The sequence below is a fragment of the Shewanella sp. ALD9 genome, assembly GCF_002836315.1.
GTDB lineage: Bacteria > Pseudomonadota > Gammaproteobacteria > Enterobacterales > Shewanellaceae > Shewanella.
Map to the genome: position 1 here is coordinate 561078 of NZ_PJCD01000002.1, position 21697 is coordinate 582774.

Below are 21697 nucleotides of genomic sequence, written 5' to 3' on the forward strand. Positions count from 1 at the left end.
ACTCAGGAATAATATTCGTCCCACAACTCGCGCATAGCGGCTGTGGGATCGGTAACAATTACGTTGTTAAAATCATTGATAAAAGCATTTCTCTGCTTTTTATCTGACAACACTTCGTAAGCTTTTTTGACTCGTTGGAGCTGGACAGATGCTTGTTGCTTTTCATCATCAGACGCCCCAAGTAATTTGTCAGGATGGTACTTATTCGATAAACGTTTATAGGCTTTTTTTATGTCATCTTCTTTGGCATTGGCTCTGACGCCCAGTACGCTAAAGTGGTTAATCATAGTTATTCCTGCAGGCGATGTGGCAGTGATTGCGAGATAAAAAAGTCTGTAAATAGATAAATTTTTTAGCCCGCTATTATATCAACAATCACAGGCTTGCAGCAAACATAAACCCAAGTTAAGTTGCAATCATTTAAGACATCAATTTTAGGACAGCTATTTTTAGGACAGCTATTTTTAGGACAGCTATTTTTAGGACAGCTATTTTAGGACAGCTATGACACCCAAAAAGCAGCGTTGTCATTAACAGGTGTTATCTTTGCTGCCGTTAAGATGCCACCAGCCAAGTTGAATGATGCGATATTAACAATATCCACGCCTATCTGAGTTTGCTAGCATGATGCTTTAACGGCAAAACACCTGCAAAAATTACCCCATTTCAATCAGACTCACAAATTCGCGCATCGCTGGTGAGACACTGTATTTACGGGTAATAAACACCGTATTACCCGATTCAATACCTTGCAGTTGTCGGTAATGCAGATTGAATAACTGCTGAGCTGATTTTGCAATACCGCTGCTGACAATCGCGTAGCCAATATTGTGTTTTACCGCGCTGACTAGGTGAAATAACGAATCGGTTTCTAACACCACATTAAAGCGTAAATCCGTTTCTGCCATCGCATTATCAATGTATTGCCTAAACTGCATATTTTGGCTCAACAACACCAATGGTAAACGTTGCAAATTATTAAGGGTTAATCGGTTATCACTTAGCGCAGTAGTGTCGAGTTGATTAACAAGTGCTTGGGTTGATAATACCGCCATATCATTATCAATCTGCGGATAAAAATGAAACGTGCGACGATTCGCCTCAGTAAGGTTTTCATCAAACCCTAAACCGATATCAATTTGATGCAAAGTCAGTTGCTCAATCAGCTTTTCATTGGTGGTCACCAAGAGCGTTACGGCAATATTAGAATGCAGCTCGTTGAATGCTTTAATTATCGGCATAATATCGACACTCGACTGCGGCACAATGCCAATCCGTAAAGAGCCGATTAATGGCCCACTAAACACACTCAATTCTTGTTTTAGCGCCGCTTGATCTAACAGCATTTTTTCTGCATAGCGCAATACAATCTGTCCAGCATCGGTTAACGCAACAAACTGACTGCCGCGCACCACTAGCTCGGTACCAAAGCTTTTTTCCAACGCAGTAATACTGGCTGACAAAGTCGGCTGGGTAATATGGCAAGCTTTGGCTGCTTTAGCAAAATGCTTAAACTGCGCTAATTCATAAAAATAATGTAACTGTCTCAGGTTCATACGCCCTTCAAAGTCTGCCTATCAATTTCACTATATTAATAGATAAAAACTATCACCGCATAAATTTGTTTGATTGGCTTTGTGTATTAGCGCCCCCTAAACTGTGATCCACGTCCGGTTTTGAGTCTGTACACATGAATGCTTCATATAAATGGTTGCCCCCCATTGAACATCTGGTAGAGGAAGCGGCTGCCGCCATTAATATTAACGGGATTAACTATGCTGTGATGATGGTCACCCCTGATGATATTGAAGATTTTGCGATTGGTTTTTTATTTGCCGAAGCCATTATCCAAAACGATCATGACATACATGACATTCAAATAACGCCATCAGATAGCGGCTTTATGGTTGAAGTGACTATCGCCAATCGTTGTCTGTCGGCCTTAAACAGTAAAAAACGTCGGCTCGTGGGTGCAACAGGTTGCGGTATCTGCGGTGTTGAAGCAATAGAACATGCACTGCCTCAATTAGCTATTCTTCCGGTCACACGCCCCATTGACATTAATAACCTTGAAACCTTAAAACAACGTATTGCCGACAGCCAAATAAAAGCTCAACAAAGTGGTGCGATACATGCGGCTTTAGCGTTAACAGCACAAGGCGACATTATCGCCTGTCGTGAAGACATCGGCCGTCATAATGCACTCGATAAACTTATCGGCATGTTAATAAGGCAAACAACCGCGACGCAAAAAACATCATGTAAAACCTTATTAATCACCAGTCGTTGTAGCAGTGAATTGATCCATAAAGCGGTTCTTTTTGGCGCTAACAATCTTATTAGTCTAGCTTCGCCAAGCCAACTGGCAGTCAAGCTGGCACTAAAATACAACCTCAATATTATTCACATACCCAAGTTTTCAGCACCTATTTATTATTCCAGTTACGATTGTCATTTTAATGTTAACCGTCTATCGCTGAGCCCTATCGGAGAAATTCATGTCTAGTCATCACCAAAAACCAACTAAAGCCGGCGGATTTCCTTCACTGCAAGCCACATTTACTCATGTACTTCGCAGCCAGCACACCAAGCAAAACCTTAAAAACTTACTCCGTGTTAATCAAACTGATGGCTTCGATTGCCCGGGTTGTGCATGGGGTGATAACAAGCAAGGTGCATTTCAGTTTTGTGAAAATGGCGCCAAAGCTGTGGCATGGGAATCAACGGGTAAAGGCGTTGGCCGCGATTTTTTTGCTCAACATTCGGTACGCCAACTAACAAAACAGACTGACTACTGGTTAGAGTATCAGGGGCGTTTAACCGAACCAATGCGCTTTAATGCGATAACCGATCACTATGAACCAGTAACCTGGTCTGAGGCATTTTCGATTATCGCCACCAAGCTCAACAGTTTAAGTAGCCCTGACCAAGTTGAATTTTACACTTCTGGACGCGCCAGTAACGAAGCCTCCTATCTCTACCAGCTCTTTGGCCGGCTTTATGGCACCAATAACTTTCCCGATTGCTCTAACATGTGCCACGAAGCTAGCGGTGTCGCATTAATTAACGCCATTGGAATAGGTAAAGGCACGGTAGTATTAGAAGATTTTGATGCCGCCGAAGCCATTTTTGTGTTTGGCCAAAACCCTGGCACCAACCACCCAAGAATGATGAATACTCTGCGCAAGGCCGCCAAACAAGGGGGTAAAATTGTCACTTTCAATAATCTTAAAGAAGTTGCCTTAGAAAAGTTCGCCAGTCCACAAAGCCCTATAGAATTGCTCACTCCAGCAGCCACTACCATCAGCCATTTGTATTTAACCCCTAAATTAGGCGGCGATATGGCCGCTGCGCGAGGCATGGCTAAATTTATTATTGAACAACGTCCAGATAAAATTGACCATGAGTTTATACAGCAGCACAGTGCATTTTTTGAAGATTATCAACACAGTGTTACACACACTAGCTGGGATAAAATACAACAACAATCTGGACTGACAAAAGCAGAGATTATTCAGGCCGCTACCGTGTTCAGTGACAGCAAAACCGTGATCAGTTGCTGGGCAATGGGCTTAACTCAACATAAGCATTCGGTCGACATTATTCGTGAAGTCGTTAATCTGCATCTGCTATGTGGTCAAATAGGTAAAAAAGGCGCCGGATTATGCCCTGTTCGCGGCCACAGTAATGTGCAAGGCAACCGCACTATGGGCATTAATGAAAAGCCGTCTGCCGCTTTTATTACCCGCTTAGAACAGCATTTATCTACCAGCTTACCTCGGCAAGCGGGCCACAATGTGGTCGAAGCCCTTAAAGCCCTGCACAGTAAACAGAGTAAGGTGCTAATTTGTTTAGGTGGAAACCTTGCGGCTGCGGCGCCCGATACTGATTTTACATACCAAGCAATACGCAATGCTGAACTCAATGTTCAAATCAGCACTAAGCTTAATCGCAGCCACTTACAAGTAACACACGACGCCTTAATTTTACCTTGTTTAGGCCGCACTGAATTAGACAAGCAGCAAAGCGGCATTCAAAAAATCACCGTTGAAGATACCTTTAGCATGGTTCATGCTTCAACAGGCATGACCGAACCCGCCTCTGATCAATGTTTATCTGAAATTGATATTGTCGCTCAAATGGCTCATGCAACATTTAACCATTCCGGCTCGACTCAGCTCAACTCAACAAACCATGCCGCAAATAAACTAGATTGGCTGGCATTACGTGATGACTACGCACTAATCCGTCAGCTTATCGAAAATACCATCGACGGCTTTAGTGACTTTAATCAACGTATCGAACAACCAGCCGGGTTTTATCTGGGGAATAGCGCTGCTGAGCTTATTTGGAATACCACTAACCAGTTAGCTCAATTTAATCCTAGTCAGTTGCCAAATTCAGTTATTGCAGATTGCTCAAGCAACGCACAAACAACTGCGTCATCCGCCGAACAACACCCTATTTTTTTACTGCAAAGTTTGCGATCTCACGACCAATACAACACCACTATTTATGGAATGGACGACCGATATCGCGGTATTAAAGGTAAGCGGAATGTATTGTTTATGAACCAACAAGATGCTGTTCAGCTTAATCTGCTTGAAGACCAACTTATTGATATACAGTCTATTGCCAACGACAATATCGTCCGCAAAGTCTGTGGCTTTAGCGTGGTTTATTACGACATTCCACGCGGTAACATTGCGGCTTATTATCCTGAGACGAATCCACTGGTGTCAATCAACAGCGTCGGAATTGGCTCTTACACCCCAACCTCAAAATCAATCCCGGTGGTTATTACTCCATCAACCAAACAGGTGATTAGCGTGGCTCAGGTGTAAGTAACCTAAACTCGGGATAACAATACTCAAACAATGTAGCCCTAGCGCATTAGCGCTGGGCAACTAAATCGGCCAAAACTTGTTTATATGCTTCAACTGGATGCGCGCCGGTTAATGCACTCGATTGGTTAAAAATGACCGTGGGCACACCCGAAATACCAAGTTGCTGCCAATGAGCCTCTTTGGCGCGAACCTGTTCTGCCACTGCAGCGTTATCAAGTAAACTCATGGCTTCTGCGGCATTAATACCCACTGCGGTGAGCTCAGCGGTCAACACCTCACGGTTTGAAATATCTTTATGTTCGGTAAAAAAGGCGCTGAATAAACGCAATTTAAGCTCCGTTTGCTTACCGACCTCTTTCGCGTATTCCAACAACACATGAGCGTCTAAAGTGTTAACCATTTTCATCTGTTCAAAATAGTCAAAAATAAAGCCATGTTCAGCCCCCTGTTGAGCAATATTGGCCCGTGCACGAACGCTACCTTCTGGGGTTGTGCCGTATTTTCTGGCTGAATGCTCACGCAGATTTTCACCTTCAGCAGGCATGTTAGGGTTAAGTTCAAATGGTTGCCACTCAATCTCAACTTGATCTTGCAGCCCAAGTTCATTTATCGCTGCTTCTAAGTGTTTATAACCGACGATGCACCAAGGGCACACTACATCTGAAATAATATCGAGCTTAATCTTTGCTGTCATTTGGCTGTCCTCATCTCTTCAAGTACGCTTTTTCACTGTAACGTGATAAAAAAATACCAATGCCATTTGCGATAACGCGGCATTGGTATTATGAAGTCATACATGAATCGACTTATCGTGAATGATAATCTTTGATAAAAATGTCGGTAAAAATGTTAGTAAAGAATTACCAAGTAAACTTTTTGAATGCATCATCAACCGGTGTTTTTGCCACATGGTTGGTATAGTTACTGATCACTTTTTGTGACAAGCCTAAAATGATTTCTAATACCTGCTGTTGGCCATAACCTGCGGCATAGAATGCTGCTAGTTCTACTTCAGAAATATTGCCGCGGTTACGTACAATACTTAATGTCGCATCTTGTAACGCTTGTAGTTTAGCGTTTGGCATCGCCTCTTTATTACGTAGTGCTTCAGTTAACGCTGGGTCTACTTTCATTGAATGTGCAATACCTGTATGGGCTGGTACGCAGTAACCACATTCGTGTTCAACGTTAATGGTTTGCCATACAACCGTTAGCTCTTCAGGGTTAAATGATGTGTCTAAAAAGGCCTGATGTAACTGTTGGTAAGCTTGCAACGTGCTTGGAGATTCTGCTAAAACGCCAAATAAATTGGGAACCATACCCATTTGTTTTTTAGCACCCTCTAACATAGCTTTGCTGCCTTCTGGTGCGGTGTCTACTGTATGAATAGTAAATGCAGTCATAATATTCTCTCTTCTAGATAAATAAATTTAGGAGCGTTTCGTTTCGAATTGAGTCCACTATAAACTAATTTGAACAATCGCTCAAGTTTATTTTGAGTGATCGTTCAAATAATTTATTGTTATTCAAATCACACCATAAAATAACAGCCCACCTTGTTGCGCTACATTGCCTTCATACATCGACGACACTGAAGCGCAACATGAAATAAAACCGTTAGCTAAACGCCATATAACGTCACCACCACCGCGCCACCTAAACCTACATTGTGCTGCAACGCTAACCTGGCATTGTCGACTTGCCGGTTGCCAGCTTGACCACGTAAATGCCATGTCAGCTCGGTACATTGTGCCAGCCCAGTAGCACCAATTGGATGTCCTTTCGACATTAATCCCCCCGATGGCCCAATAACAAATTTGCCACCATAAGTGTTGTCACCATTGGCAATCAATTCAGCTGCGCCGCCTTCAGGACATAAGCCTAATGCTTCATAAGTGATCACCTCATTTGGGGTAAAGCAATCATGCAGTTCTATTACATCGATATCGTTGGGGTCGATACCAGCATCATCATAAACCTGCAGCGCCGCTTGTTGGCTCATTCCCTTACCGACGGCATAAATTGGGTCTTGCCACGACTGCTCTGTATCAGTTGCCATTGCCTGCGCAATAATCTTTACCTTGGATGTAATGCCATTTTGACGGGCAAACTGTTCGCTGCAAACGATGGTCGCTGCTGCACCACAAGTAGGAGGACAAGCCATAAGCCGAGTTAAATAATTATCGTAAATTAACTTATCATCGAGCACTTGCTGATACGTTAATGGCGTTGAAAACATCGAGTATGGATTTTGTAACGCATGACAACGTGACTTTTCGGCCACCTTGGCAAAAATATCGGCACCGACGTGATACTTATCCATATAATGACGACCCGCAGCACCAAAAGCCCGTAATGCAATTGGACCTTGCGGGGCATTAAACTGCTTTAACACTGGCTCAACCCGCTCAAAAGGGCTTTCTCTGTCGGTCCAATGCGATCCCAATGCACCTGGTTGCATTTCTTCAAACCCAAACGCTAACGCACAATCTACTTGTCCAGATAACACCGCTTGACGCGCTAGAAATAACGCAGTCGAGCCACTAGAACAATTATTATTAACATTGATAATTGGAATGCCGCTTTGGATTACATCGTAGAATGCATGCTGAGCGCAGGTGCTGTCGCCATAAATATAGGCTCCATATGCTTGGCCAATTGACTTGGCGTCAAGCCCTGCATCAGCTAATGCCAGCTTTATCGCTTTAGCCGCCATGACACGATAGGGCTCATGCTTACCTGGTTTGCAAAATGGGATCATTCCCACTCCAGCCACTCTTACTGCTGTCATATTGCTCCCGTAATGCTGTTTCTAGTGAGATGTTATTGGGGATCAGTTATTGATAATTTGGAATAGGGATCTTTACAACCGATGTATTTAAGCCCTCGTTATTGGACAATATTAGCTTAATGACAACTGTTAACATAAAGTTAATTTACCTGTAGTACAACGCACCAAATGAAAGCGATAGCGCACCAAAATGAAACATTACCAGTCCAAACATCAATCATTACTGACACTATTGAGCATTGAACCGACATAAAAACGCACCGAAGTAGAACATTTAACGGATCATTTCAGCAACATTTTCAGCTATTTGCACCATATGGGTTCATGAATATGCCAGTCAAGTAACGGTTTAGGAATGACTTTTGCTTTATAAAAGTATGAATTTCAACAGAGAATCGTTTTGTGGGAACTGAAATGAATAATATTAGTGATGCTATTGGCGTCATTGCACAAAGTGCAGACACCTTGTTTATCTTACTTGGTGCAATTATGGTGTTAGCCATGCACGCAGGCTTTGCATTTTTAGAAATGGGCACAGTGAGACATAAAAACCAAGTCAATGCCTTGGTGAAAATTCTAACTGACTTTGCTTTTTCCGCTATTGCCTACTTTGTCATTGGCTATCAAATTGCTTACGGCAATCACTTTTTTGTCAGCGCAGAAAGCTTAACCACTGATAATGGTTACCAACTGGTTAAATTTTTCTTCTTACTCACATTTGCAGCAGCCATTCCAGCCATTGTATCTGGCGGTATTGCTGAACGCGGCAGTTTTAGGCCTTTTTTATTGGCTTCAGCTTTGATTGTTGCCTTCGTATACCCGCTATTTGAAGGGATTATGTGGAACGGTAATTATGGCTTCCAAGCTTGGTTAGAAAGCCAATTCGGCGCCCAATTCCATGACTTTGCAGGTTCCGTTGTGGTACATGCCATGGGCGGTTGGTTAGCCTTAGTCGCCATCTATTTATTAGGTGCCCGACGCGGCCGCAAACCCGGTATCGCTTTTGCACCATCAAATATTCCGTTCTTAGCGCTAGGCTCTTGGGTGCTGATTGTCGGTTGGTTTGGCTTTAACGTTATGTCAGCGCAAACCCTCGATGGAATTAGTGGCTTAGTGGCGGTAAACAGTTTAATGGCTATGGTTGGCGGTACGATTGTGGCACTTGTGGTGGGTAAGAATGACCCTGGTTTTATTCATAACGGACCACTAGCAGGCTTAGTGGCTGTGTGTGCCGGTTCTGATTTAATGCATCCTGTTGGCGCATTTGTGGTTGGCGGTGTCGCTGGAGGTTTGTTTGTTTTCGTATACACCAAATTACAGCGCAGCAACAGAATAGACGACGTTCTAGGTGTATGGCCACTACACGGTTTATGCGGTGTGTGGGGCGGTATTGCAGCGGGTATTTTTGGCCAGCAAGCTTTCGGAGGCCTTGGCGGAGTCAGCTTTATGTCACAACTTATCGGTAGTATTGCTGGCGTTGTGGTGGCAATTGTTGGCGGTATGATTGTGTATGGCGTGGTTAACAAGCTATCGAGTTTACGCTTAAGCCAAGAAGATGAATTTATTGGGGCGGATTTAGCGATTCATAAAATTGGTTCAACCAATTCAGATAAGTAGTTAAAAAAGATAACCATTAAAAAAAGGCAGAATCTTCATTCTGCCTTTTTTGTCTCCTTTGTCCCGTCCTGAAATATGTTCGCTCATTAAAGATAAATAAATTCATTAAAATCAATAATATTAAACCCTTATCGCCAATTCGAAACACCCCAAAATGAACACTTAATCAGGGAGACGTATGCGGCCATCATTCAGCGTCTTTGGCCTTAATAAAATAACTGACTTAAGCATAAATTTACATTGCAAAAATCATATCTAAATCCTAGTATACGCAAAAAATAAACAATAAATTTACATAAAAATCACACTTATATAGCATTGTCACAAGGATGAAAAATGTTAACCAAAAACCAACTTTCGTTTGCCTTAGCGATTTTATTTTCCCTTTCTGCTTGTGGCGGTGGCGGAGACTCATCAGACTCTCCTTCAGAAACACCTGATGGTTCAACAAACACGAACTCACAATCTAATATCATTAAAAATGCCGATAATTATAATGCGATTGAACTTGAAAACGCTGCAGCGCAGTTAATCATCGCACGCTATACGGGGTCAAAATCATTGGCCACATTGACGCTATCAAATACCCAACATGCCTTTAAACAAGTCATAAATGGAGAAGGTATATTACTGCCCAACTTACATTTAGAAGAGCTTGATTATAATGTTAACGAATCTGGTAAAGTGGATTTTACTGCTCAATGCTCTACCTCCGGCAGTGTCAAATTTAAAGGTCAGTTAAGTACTCAATTTACGGGTAACCTTGCCATTAGTTACAATAATTGTAGTGATGGTTATAGCAATAATGTAACCGGCAATATGGCTTTTTCAATAAAAACTGCCACAGAAAGCCAATACAATTTTAGCTTTAACTTTGATAATTTATCTTGGAAAGAAGGTAATCTCACAACATCACTCACTGGCACCTATGGAATTAATAGCCAAGAAACGCCTAATACTTCCCAATACAGCAATAGTATCAAAACCAATCTTCTTTATACTTACTCAGGCCAAACTCAAGCACTTGTTCAGATAACTCAAACTCAATCGTATAAGGATAACCTGTTTAGTTGGGTTATTTCAGGTTCATACTTTCACAGTAAGATTGGTCAATTCAATATATCTACCAATGCTTTAGATGGAAATTTAGAACAAGGAAAGATCATATTTAAGGGCACCAATTCGTCTACGCTGGAGTTTTTGAATGGTCCAGTAAAATATACTCAAGATACAGACAACAATGGCATTGATGATGTAGGTACTTACTTTGCATCTATTTATGACTTAATCGACAGTAATTTATCAAATAAACAGCTTGTTGATGTGGCTAAGATGTCATTACCTCCAGAAGCTTCAGCGCCCTATGGAAATAATTATCAGTTATATACAACCACACCACTGACTGTGTCGCCTGGGTATTATTACGACCCAGATAACAGCAATGACCAACTCACTGTCAGTTACCGTTGGTACATTAATGGCCAACCTGTCACAGGGCAAACAAGTAATATCCTACCAGCTCATATTGCTGTTTTCGGCGATGAAGTAAAAGTGGTAATGGTCGTCTCCGATGGGATTAACACTGTTGAAAGTGATTACTTTTTCTTTACCATTAATGACTCACCGTCACAATTTAATGCGGTTAATCTCCCAAGCAACATTCAATCGGGACAAACCGTGCAATTTAGCGCATTGCTCACCGACCCAGACAATATTGATCCATCAAAAATTGGATCCTTAATTTCAGGCCCTAATGGTGCAACCATTGACAGCCAAGGTCTGGTCACGTGGCATGTAGGAAGTGACTATATTTTTCCACAGCAAAGTGTCGATTTTGTTTTTGCACTGACCGATTCAAATGGCAACATTCTAGAATCAGCAACGGTTTCACTTGATGTGAATGCCGATAAGCCAATGCCACTGGCTCGTTCAGGTATTGAGGTTCCTTATTACGAAAAATCTATGTGGGTGGGTGATTTTGATGGCAATGGTATTAATGAAGTCATATCAACAGATAATAACAACAGGCTGTTCATTCTAACCGAACAAAATGGTAGTTATGTGCAAACCTGGCTTTATCCATTTAAAGTGGCATCACAAGGCACAATTCAACAAGTTCTGGTTTTTGATACTAACAAAGATAATCGTGATGATATTGTGGTAATAACAACACACGGGATCAGTGTTATTAACGATCTCAATGCCTTGTCATACGAATTATTAGCTACAGATGATACGATCTTCAGCGCTGCAATTGATGATATCGATAATGACGGGGTCCCAGAAATTGCTTATTTGCATTCTCGAGCGCTGACTTCATACGATGCAGAACCCATGCTCAGTGTTATCAGTATGTCAGCACCTTCAGAAACGCTGTTTACAACCAATATTAGTGCTCAACAAGTCATCTTTTCCAATGTGGATCTGCAACCAGGCCTTGAACTGATCACAAATACTGGCTTAGTTTACGATACCCAGAGTTGGCAAAATAAATGGGCTAACAGCACGCCATTTGGAGACCGAGCCGTAACTGCCGGTGACTATAACGACGATGGTGTTAATGAAATTGCCGGCGCGAATAATTGGGGAGCTATCACTGTCTATTCTGCAGTCAATAAATCGCAATTAGCGACGACAGAAGTCTTTAATACTTGTTCCATCAGTACCATTAATTTGGATAATGATAAGGCCGACGAGTTAGTGGTTGGTGAATGTCAGTCAGGACAATTGCATGCTTATAACTTAAATATTAATACACTCTCTGAGTTATGGTCTGTATATATTCCATATACTGGGGTGAGTTCGTTAACTGTGGGTGATTCAGACAATGATGGCAAAGACGAACTTCATTGGGGCTCTGGCACAATGAGCACCGGGGCAGACAGTTTTCATGTCGCAGATCTCGGCATTAATACGATAAACATCAAACCATCAACCCCCACCATTCAATTAGATACTTTTAGCAGTGCTGGTTGGTCAACTATTACCGATAATGATGAAAAAGCCGTATTCTTTGTTCCGCAAACAGCAAGCGGTTATGAAGGAAGCCGAATCCTGACAATGGCAGCAGATGGCTCTTACCAATTGAGTGAGCAAATATCGTCAAATTGGGATAATAGCTTTCATGCCGTCACCACTGATTACAATCATGACGGTTTTGGTGATTTACTGCTGCCAACAACAGAATATTACGATGGGCGCATGAGCGTTATGCAATTATTTGATTATAGCTTCCATTGGCAATCTACAATCAGCAGCCAATCTGATATTGGCGTGATAAAGGCATTTGATATCAATCAAGATGGATTTGAAGATGCCATTTATGCCGATGAAAAAGTACTCAAAATCGTCAATATTGAAGATCAAAGTCTGATTGCGCAATACAGTTTTGAAAGCAATATCACAGACTTTGTTATATATGAAAACACCGTGATTGTGGCCCGAAAAGATACGGTCAGTGTATTAACGCTAAATACTTACTCTCTGTCAGAGCAGTCTTTTATCAATCAACGTTGCCAATATTTAACGTTACTCAACAAAGACACCGACCTTCAACAAGAACTAATTTGTATTGAAGGTGATCATTATGAAAACATCAGTAATATCTATACATACGAAATAGACAACTTAGTGCTTGTTGAGAAAAGCAAAAAAGCATTCGATCGTTCAATCTATGGCATTGCTATCGATGAATCTACCCGTAATAACCAAGGGTATTTTGTCACTGTCCAAAAAGGTCAAGGTTATGCCGGTGAGTCTGATGTCAGTTACCACATTGAAAAACATGACGCTAACAGTAATGTCGTCTGGCGAAGCCCTGGCTTAATTGGAAAACCATCAGAGCAAGGGCTTAAAGCGCGATACTCTAGCAGTAATGGTACCCAGTTAATGCTGTCGACCCAAAAAGCTATGTATATGATTAATTAACAAATAATTTAATGTGTAATAAAAAAGGCAGAATATTCATTCTGCCTTTTTTGAGGCCAAGCCATTTAGTTCATCAATGCTTAGATTTAAGCCCATTTTTAACCATATCTTGACCACTTTCGAAGATTTCTGCGGTAATCCAACGGCCAAGTAATAGCTTGTGGTTATCACCAAATACCGCAACAAAATGACGACCGTCAGCATGACTAGTTGCCATACCCACACCAGCAACACCTTCCAAACCTAAACCGCCCTTTTCCACCGACAGTAAAAAGCGTTCTAATTCGGCTAAATTATCAATCACATTATTTTCAATATTCATTTGTATTCCCAACAAATTTAGATCAAAACTTGGGTGCTACTTTACCCCATTGAACCTCAATAAGGTATATTGTATGCCATCTGTGCCTATAGCGCTGGTAACTGTACCACTCACTCAGGTCTAGTCGCTAAGATGATTAAAAACGTAACGTAAAATCAATCAGCTGCGCATCGTCATCGTATGAATCAAAATTAATCGACAACATCACCGTCCCTTTTGTCAGCATAATGTTATCAAAATTATCTTCTGCGTTTGGGTATCGCTCCAACAATTGAGATTTGATAGTAGGCAACTGATAATTAGCAAGCACAGCATTAAATTCACTCATCGTTTGCATGCCAAACATCGACTCGGTAATTTTAATTGAATTAACGACTCCTTGGCGATCAAAACCCAATAATACATTGCTATTCACCAGCACTTTTGGACCGTTGTCTGTCAATTGGATTTGGTTGATGAGCTGTTGTGGTTGCAAGGTATAAGCTTGCTTAAATGCTAATGTCAACAATGTTGCGATGTCGATATTATCAAAGTTACCGAACTTAACGTGATGATCATCAGTGACTGTTAATGGCATAATGGCAAAGCTGTTAAGTCGAGAAACAGCAGCGTTATCTAGACTTTCATTATAGTCTTCAAAGGTTAATATCAATCGGCTATTTTTACCTCCCACACTGTAAACATCACCTTGCTTTTTAAGCGCTAAATGCGCTTTCACGCTAGCAAGCCCATCACCTTGACGCACTTGGTTAGCAATCACCCAATTATCGCCATCATAGTTTTCACTTAAGGCAATTTGGTTTTGACCATGGCCATTTAACAATCCTAAATCCTGGGTAATCATCTCGATACGATTGTCTTTAACAACAAACCATAGACTGCGCCCATAACCATAAACGGTTGCACCATTGTCGAGTTGCAACTGAATACTGTGAGGACCTAATGCTTGTTGTAAAACATCAACCGAGTCACCAATGTGTATGCCATAGGCGCTGTCGGTTGTAATAAGCGCATCAGGTGCTTGGTGTTTTTGCGCTTGCTTTAATACATTCCCCTCGTTTGGCATCGTCAACTTTACTGTGGTTTGGGTATACGAAACCGATTTACCTTCACTGTTATAAGGTGTGGGATCTTTGCTCAGTTGTGTATCGTCACAAAAGGTAACGTATTGCGCAGTGGTAATCACATGAATTTGCTTGGTGTTCGATTTAACTCGGCTACTGTCATCTTGCAAGTCAATACTTCGCTCAATTCCGCCAACACTTAATCTATCAATAATAATCGCATCCGCTCCTGCTGCTGCAGCTTTGCGCTGTATTTCCACAAAGGCTTGTTGTATATAAGCATCACGATGGGACAACACGCCATCACTAGACGATTCCAGCAAGTCTGAGTCAATATCGTAGACGATTTTATCATTGGCTGTATCGATAGTGTGTGGACTACAAAGTGGGTAAAAATCTAAAATTGGCGGTAATTCATTGGCGTTTATAGCAGGGCTTAACATTGCACAACCAATCAAAAAAAGTGAAGATTTCATTTATCGTCCTTGAATATTAATTATTAAGAATATGCTTTTTTACAAGACGTTAACATTATTATTGTTCACTAACCTAAAGAGAAACCTCTTCACTGTAAACTCATTTATCTTATCGAATACCGGTGGCGACGGCTATTAGCACGCAAATATATCACTTTGAACAAGATCGCACTTTTATCGAATTGCTATTTTGTTCCACACTCACTGTGCAGTTTCTGCACTTTTACTCTCTAACATGCTGGTAATGACTTTATGTTAACAATCTTACCCAAGTACTAGGAGAGCCCGATGTTTTCCCTTAATAACTTACACTTCAAAAAGCGGTTAATTAACCAGCCAATGACACTATTACTTATCATGACACTCAGTTGTGCTTTCATACTCACAGGTTGTGGTAGCGACAGTGATAGCAGCAGCGAAATAACCGAAACGGTCATTAGCGCTGATACTGACACAAGCACTGATACCGAAACAGAGATCACCGACGCAGATTTTATAGCAACCGATTGGACTGACGAAACTCACAGTAAAAATGTCGACCCTAACTTTGATGAAGTGTTTAGTGATACCGAAGTTAAACGACTCGATATCGTTGTAACAGAAGATCGCTGGCAGAGCATGTTAGATGACATGACAGCACTCTATGGCGAATTTGGTAGAAGCTCATCAAATAGCTTAAGTGATACCGATGAAGATCCTATTTTTGTTCCAGCTGAAGTATTTTATAACGGCACGCAATGGTATCGCGTCGGCATCCGCTTTAAAGGTAATTCATCACTGCAAACTAGCTGGCAACAAGGCATTCTGAAACTGGCACTTAAACTTGATTTCGACGAGTATAAAGACGATTACCCACAAATTAAAAACCAACGTTTTTATGGCTTTAAAAAGTTTAGTTTAAAAAATAACTTTGATGACGAGTCAATGTTACGTGAAAAAGTGGCTGCGGATGTGTTTAAAGATGCAGGGCTTGCGGTATCTCACACTGGGTTTTATACCTTATACGTTGACCATGGCGACGGCCCTGAATATTTTGGTTTATATACTCTTGTAGAAGAAATTGATGACACGGTAATCGACACGCAATTTTCTAGCGACAAAGGTAACTTGTACAAACCCGAAGATGATGGCGCAATGTTTGTTGATGGGTCATTTAATCAAGAAGATTTTGAGAAAAAAACTAACGAAGACGACGAAGATTGGTCAGATATACAAGCCCTGTTTACCGCCTTACACGACGACACTCGCACCACAGACCCTGAAACATGGCGAGCCAATTTAGAAACGGTATTTGATGTTGATGTATTTTTAAAATACTTAGCCGTTAATGGCATCATTCAAAACTGGGACACTTACGGCTTAATGCCACACAACTACTATTTATATAGCAATCCAGACAATTCAAAACTGACCTGGATACCTTGGGACAACAACGAAGCATTGCAAGACGGGAAACAAGGTGGCGCATTGTCGTTAGACTTCTCTGACCTCAACTCAAGCAGCTGGCCACTCATATCAAAACTGTACGCAGATGATGTATACCGTGACCGCTACAACCAGTTTTTACTGGAGGTTATCAGCGATGCATTCGAAACCAATAAAATGCAAGCAAGCTACAATGCTTACTCTGCACTTGTTGCCCCTTATGCGACCACTGAAGTATCTGGGTATAGTTTTTTAGAAAGTAGCAGCGATTTTTACCGTGCTATCGATGAGCTAATAGAGCATGCAGAAGATAGAGCCACTGCTGTAGAAAGTTATTTAGACAAACAGTAAGCACACCACTCCTTCACAATATAGCGCAACAAAAAGCCCGCCACATAAATGGCGGGCTTTTTGCTATGCAAAACAGAACCAATAAACTAGATACTAAGGTTTGCTTTACGCGCTTGATGTAGTTTTTTGTAGCTTTCGATCAAACGTAAATGCGGTTCAATGCCTTCGAGATTCATGCTGGTTTTGCTCAGGCCATAAAAGCGTACTGTGCCATTAACCGAACCGACAACATTGTCCATCACTTCTTTACCGAACATGCGGTTAAAGTTACCGATAAAGTGCTCAAGTTCTAAGTCTTCATCTAAGGTCACTTCCAATACTGCATTCACAGCTTGATAAAACAGACCTCGTTGGACGGTATTGTCGTTAAACTGTAAGAACTCACCTACCAATTCAATCGCATCTTCGTGCGAGCCTAATGCAAGATAAATCAAAATCTTCAGTTCGATAATGGTTAACTGGCCCCAAACCGTATTTTCATCAAACACAATACCAATTAACGTACGAATATCGGTATGGTTATCTAGCTGGCTTTCTTCTAAGCGATTAACTAACTTACCTAACGCTTTAGTGCTTAATGAATGCAGATTTAAGATATCTTCACGGTAGTTTAAAGACTTATTGGTGTTGTCCCAAATCAAGTCATCTACTGGATACACTTCTGAATATTCCGGCACTAAAATACGACACGCAGATGCGCCTAAATCTGTAAACTCGGCAATATACACTTCTTTGCCCATGGCCTCTAAAATACCGAATAAACCGCTGGCTTCTTCTTCACTAGTACCGCTAAAGTCCCATTCACAGAATTCGTAATCAAACTTACTGCTAAAGAAACGCCAAGAGATAACCCCTGTTGAATCAATAAAGTGTTCAACAAAGTTTTCTGGCTCAGTCACTGCCATGCTATTAAAAGTAGGCTTTGGCACATCGTTTAAGCCTTCAAAGCTGCGACCTTGTAATAACTCGGTTAAGCTGCGCTCTAATGCCACTTCAAAGCTAGGGTGTGCACCAAACGAGGCAAATACACCACCAGTACGTGGGTTCATTAAGGTCACGCACATAACCGGAAATTGGCCGCCTAAGGAAGCATCTTTCACCACAATAGGAAAGCCTTGCTCTTCAAGCCCTTTAATGCCCGCTAAAATACTTGGGTATTTCTCAAGTACTGCCATTGGTACATCGGGTAGTACAATTTCTTGTTCGATAATTTGACGTTTAACTGCACGTTCAAAAATTTCAGATAAACACTGCACATGGGCTTCTTGCAGGTTATTACCCGCACTCATGCCATTGCTTAAAAATAAGTTTTCAATAAGGTTAGACGGGAAATAGACCGTTTCCCCATCTGACTGACGCGTGTATGGAATAGCACAAATGCCACGATCTTTATTGCCTGAGTTAGTATCAATTAAATGCGAGCCACATAACTCTTCATCGGGATTATAAATATCTAAACAGTATTCATCTAAAATGCCAGTAGGCAGAGCGTCATCATCCTCTAGCGCAAACCATTTCTCATTGGGGTAATGCACAAATTCGCTATTAGCGATTTCAGTACCAAAGAATTGATCGTTATAGAAAAAGTTATTATTAAGACGCTCGATAAACTCGCCTAAAGCAGAACATAACGCGCTCTCTTTAGTGGCACCTTTTCCGTTGGTGAAACACATAGGTGATGCTGCATCACGAATATGTAAAGACCACACATTAGGCACAATGTTACGCCATGACGAAATCTCAATCTTCATCCCAAGGTCGGCTAACAACCCCGTCATGTTTTTAATAGTTTGCTCAAGCGGTAAGTCTTTACCTAAGATAAAAGTACTCGCATCTGCTTCAGTTTGGCCCATCAACATCGCATTGGCGTCGGCGTCTAAGTTTTCAACGGTTTCGATTTTAAACTCTGGCCCAGTCTGAACCACTTTTTTAACGGTACAACGATCGATTGAACGTAAAATACCTTGACGATCTTTATCCGAAATATCATCCGGTAACTCAACTTGAATTTGGAAAATTTGGTTATAACGATCTTCCGGGTCAACGATATTGTTTTGCGACAATTTGATATTTTCAGTCGAAATATCACGAGCTTTACAATACACCTTAATGAAGTAAGCGGCGCAAAGTGCTGAAGATGCTAAGAAATAATCAAAAGGACTAGGAGCAGAACCATCACCTTTGTAACGGATCGGCTGATCGGCGGTGACGGTAAAGTCGTCAAACTTAGCTTCGAGTCTCAAATTATCGAGAAAATTTACTTTGATTTCCATTGAATATATCCACAGTCTTGCGCAACCAAACGGCCAGCTTGTCTAAATTAGGGTGAATTATCGGTGTTTTTGACCCAATAGTCTTGGGTTAATTGCCAAAATGATAGCTTTAAGGTGATTTTGCAGGATAAACACTATTGATTAGCTAGCAGCAGAACAGTGCTAGCTAATCAATAGTGTTTATAAAAATGACTAAATTGATGAACACGCTCATTTCAATAAAAATAAACAGATATCACTGTAGAGCCAATCGTCACAGATCGTATTATGAATGTATTAACGGCAAAGGTTAAAGCCTGTCTTGGTAAAGGCAAAACCCAATGTATAAATGATGAAAGGGTATCCCCCTCATTCATCTGCCACTAAGTCCGGTAAGACCTAGAAACACTAGGTCCTGTTGATCTTTCAAGGTTTTTTTTGCAGAGAATTGTTGGCCATTACTTAAACATGAGCTACAAGACAGAGACTTTGTGGTGTAGTTATTCTATATAAAAAGTCGATAACATAGTAAAAATGACCTACAAACGCTGCCCGAAAGGTTCGGCTAAAAACGTTTTACTCTTTGTTGAATGCATTTTGCTTAGATGACTAGGCAGCAATTCATTCGCCTCGATTAAAACGTTTTTAACTCGAACAAAATTCAACCAACAAAGATCAACAGACCCTAATCATCTGTAAAATATAAACAGCAAGTTCAATGTTAAATAGATCGACTAGCGAATAGTTACGTTTCGGCCAAAATATTCTTCAGACTCATACTTTGCGATTACTTTTTCAAGTGTATCGCCGTGATTATCCATCACCAATTTATGCGAAATTGCACTAAGTGAAATCAAAATATCTTTACACTCAATTCTGGCTTTCATCACCGATCCCGAAGCGGTTCTCAAGACTTGAGAAATTAGCTCATGATTTTTACCAATTAAGGCTAAAATAAAATGAACCATTACTTCAGAGCAAAGCTCTTTATCTTCAATTTTACTTGGTCTGACAACCTTTTCTAAATAATCTTCTTCTCTTCCTGCAGGAACAAAACGTTGTACCCAATAGAAATAATCTTCATCGTAAATGATAGATTGTATTGGTTTCATAAACGTTTCATCTGTCGATATCTTTTGAAAAAGCTCTTTTTTGACTTCATCAGATACGTCAATAAGCTCATCACCAAACTGTTTGTTGAGCATTGAAATAACTGCTTCTAGTTCTTTTAACAGAGATACATTTCCTGATGTCACTTGGTTATAAGCATCACCGACTTCGTCGATGTTTTGTTGGAATACACCAATATACTTATCACCTTCTTCAATAGCATCAAGTAAAGGTATCAAGCTATAACGTCTAACCTGAATCAATTCATAAAATTGGCCTAATTCTTCGCGAATCGCTTGGAGACGATCAATCGCTTTAATCAGAAATTGATCATCTCGTTTTATCGCTAAATTCAACCGAGAAAAATCGAGTTGATCATTTACTTTGCGAACACGATTATCGATCATATTTTCATAGGTCTGTGTCTCATTGATCAACACTGAAAATTTATCTTCCATCTCAAAAAGTACATCTTGTACTTTTTTTAGACTTGTAGATCGAACTTGTTGATTAATTCCGCGCACTTTTTCAGCTTCAGCCTGCTTCTTTTCACGAATAACCCAAGTCACTGCGGCACCAACAATTGTCAGACTTGTCGCCATATCAAAACCAAGCTGAACATTATCAAACCATGAAGGCATTATTTTTCCTTAAATGTTATTTTCCTGTTTGTATAAATAGTAATAACTGATCCAACTACTAATGTCACCACGAAAAAGGCTAAAAGATAATAAAAGTCACACATATACCCTCAAATTAAATCATTTTTTAGCGATTAAATAATTTATTTCAATATACTTAATAGCTCTAAAATCAATGTAATAAGTATTTTTAACCTCAAATATGCTATCACTCAATATAAAATTAACCAACAGCGTTATAGCCACAATAAACTAACCATCATTCGGCTCTGAATTTATATATAATCTTTAATAATCAACCACTAAAAAACGTCATCATTAAGTATTAAATTGTTATTGCAACCGCGGAAAATTTCTTTTTATGCCCGTTAATTTATGTATTATGACAACCGATTTTCTAATAGAAAATGAAGAGAATTAGACTGTTTTAGTCATTAAAAAGCGACTTGCTGTAGTGTTCTAGGAGGGAATAACATTCTATGTGAAATGAAATATCGTTAGTGTAAACATTAACGCTCATCTTGTAACGAACCGACCACGATGAGATTATGACGCTTTATCTGCTTCACGCTTAACCAGCATAAAAGTCAGGTACATTTTTGTCGGTAGCGACAATGCCATGCCAAAGGCCACGCACATCGCACTAATAATAATTCCATTAACTCCCATCATCTCAATCGTATCACTGAAATTATGACAATAAATGCCTAACAAAATTAGGCTGAACCCAATCGAGATACAGATTTTTAAGATCAATATGAGTTTGTTATCCGGCATTATGGCCTCGCTATCATCAACATGATGTACAGCTAATATAATGAAACTATTTGCGATCAATAGCCTTGATTCAGATCAAAGTAGAAATAGGATTATG

At 40.6% G+C, this 21697-nt stretch carries 15 protein-coding genes; 5 read left to right on the forward strand and 10 right to left on the reverse strand.

The window, feature by feature from the left end; translation table 11 throughout:
* Positions 1–2 precede the first annotated feature (2 nt).
* Both CXF88_RS05930 and CXF88_RS05935 read right to left on the reverse strand, forming a co-directional pair.
* Entirely contained in the window at positions 3–287 is a 285-nt protein-coding gene (locus CXF88_RS05930; protein ID WP_059745623.1) for a J domain-containing protein, read from the reverse strand.
* Between the two features lie 369 nt (positions 288–656).
* Positions 657–1556, reverse strand: coding sequence for a LysR family transcriptional regulator (locus CXF88_RS05935; protein WP_101085995.1), 900 nt, complete (start codon positions 1554–1556; stop codon positions 657–659).
* 134 nt (positions 1557–1690) lie between these two features.
* Here CXF88_RS05935 and fdhD point away from each other — a divergent pair, with 134 nt between their 5' ends.
* Together fdhD and CXF88_RS05945 are read left to right on the forward strand one after the other, a co-directional pair.
* A complete protein-coding gene (gene fdhD / locus CXF88_RS05940; protein WP_101085996.1) occupies positions 1691–2506 on the forward strand; it encodes a formate dehydrogenase accessory sulfurtransferase FdhD in 816 nt (271 codons plus the stop codon).
* Entirely contained in the window at positions 2499–4844 is a 2346-nt protein-coding gene (locus CXF88_RS05945; RefSeq protein WP_101085997.1) for an FdhF/YdeP family oxidoreductase, read from the forward strand. The genes fdhD and CXF88_RS05945 overlap by 8 nt, the downstream gene beginning before the upstream one ends.
* A 49-nt stretch (positions 4845–4893) precedes the next feature.
* Here the strand turns inward: CXF88_RS05945 and CXF88_RS05950 are convergent, their stop codons facing one another.
* The 3 genes from CXF88_RS05950 to CXF88_RS05960 all read right to left on the reverse strand — a co-directional run bounded on the left by CXF88_RS05950 (position 4894) and on the right by CXF88_RS05960 (position 7638).
* A complete protein-coding gene (locus CXF88_RS05950) occupies positions 4894–5541 on the reverse strand; it encodes a DsbA family oxidoreductase (RefSeq protein WP_101085998.1) in 648 nt (215 codons plus the stop codon).
* A gap of 166 nt (positions 5542–5707) precedes the next feature.
* A complete protein-coding gene (locus CXF88_RS05955) occupies positions 5708–6250 on the reverse strand; it encodes a carboxymuconolactone decarboxylase family protein (protein ID WP_101085999.1) in 543 nt (180 codons plus the stop codon).
* 218 nt (positions 6251–6468) lie between these two features.
* Positions 6469–7638 carry a lipid-transfer protein gene (locus tag CXF88_RS05960; protein ID WP_101086000.1) on the reverse strand — a complete coding sequence of 390 codons (1170 nt, stop codon included), beginning with the start codon at positions 7636–7638 and terminating at the stop codon, positions 6469–6471.
* A gap of 414 nt (positions 7639–8052) precedes the next feature.
* Here CXF88_RS05960 and CXF88_RS05965 point away from each other — a divergent pair, with 414 nt between their 5' ends.
* Positions 8053–9255: an ammonium transporter gene (locus tag CXF88_RS05965; protein WP_101086001.1), complete on the forward strand. Its 1203-nt coding sequence runs from the start codon at positions 8053–8055 to the stop codon at positions 9253–9255.
* A 336-nt stretch (positions 9256–9591) separates the two neighbouring features.
* Positions 9592–13182, forward strand: a complete 3591-nt coding sequence (locus CXF88_RS05970; RefSeq protein ID WP_101086002.1) for a VCBS repeat-containing protein — start codon at positions 9592–9594, stop codon at positions 13180–13182.
* A gap of 73 nt (positions 13183–13255) precedes the next feature.
* Here CXF88_RS05970 and CXF88_RS05975 read toward each other — a convergent pair whose 3' ends face one another.
* Entirely contained in the window at positions 13256–13504 is a 249-nt protein-coding gene (locus CXF88_RS05975) for a hypothetical protein (protein WP_101086003.1), read from the reverse strand.
* Positions 13505–13640: 136 nt separating this feature from the next.
* The gene (locus CXF88_RS05980) at positions 13641–15044 is read right to left on the reverse strand and encodes a hypothetical protein (RefSeq protein WP_101086004.1); all 1404 of its coding nucleotides are present in this window, start codon (positions 15042–15044) and stop codon (positions 13641–13643) included.
* A gap of 288 nt (positions 15045–15332) precedes the next feature.
* On the opposite strand from CXF88_RS05980, the gene CXF88_RS05985 reads away from it, so the two are divergent.
* Entirely contained in the window at positions 15333–16820 is a 1488-nt protein-coding gene (locus CXF88_RS05985; RefSeq protein ID WP_101086005.1) for a CotH kinase family protein, read from the forward strand.
* Between the two features lie 86 nt (positions 16821–16906).
* Here the strand turns inward: CXF88_RS05985 and CXF88_RS05990 are convergent, their stop codons facing one another.
* From CXF88_RS05990 to CXF88_RS06000, 3 genes are all read right to left on the reverse strand, one after another.
* A complete protein-coding gene (locus tag CXF88_RS05990) occupies positions 16907–19093 on the reverse strand; it encodes an OsmC domain/YcaO domain-containing protein (RefSeq protein WP_101086006.1) in 2187 nt (728 codons plus the stop codon).
* A gap of 713 nt (positions 19094–19806) precedes the next feature.
* The gene (locus CXF88_RS05995) at positions 19807–20823 is read right to left on the reverse strand and encodes a hypothetical protein (protein WP_101086007.1); all 1017 of its coding nucleotides are present in this window, start codon (positions 20821–20823) and stop codon (positions 19807–19809) included.
* A gap of 546 nt (positions 20824–21369) precedes the next feature.
* Positions 21370–21600, reverse strand: a complete 231-nt coding sequence (locus tag CXF88_RS06000) for a hypothetical protein (protein ID WP_101086008.1) — start codon at positions 21598–21600, stop codon at positions 21370–21372.
* Positions 21601–21697 lie beyond the last annotated feature (97 nt).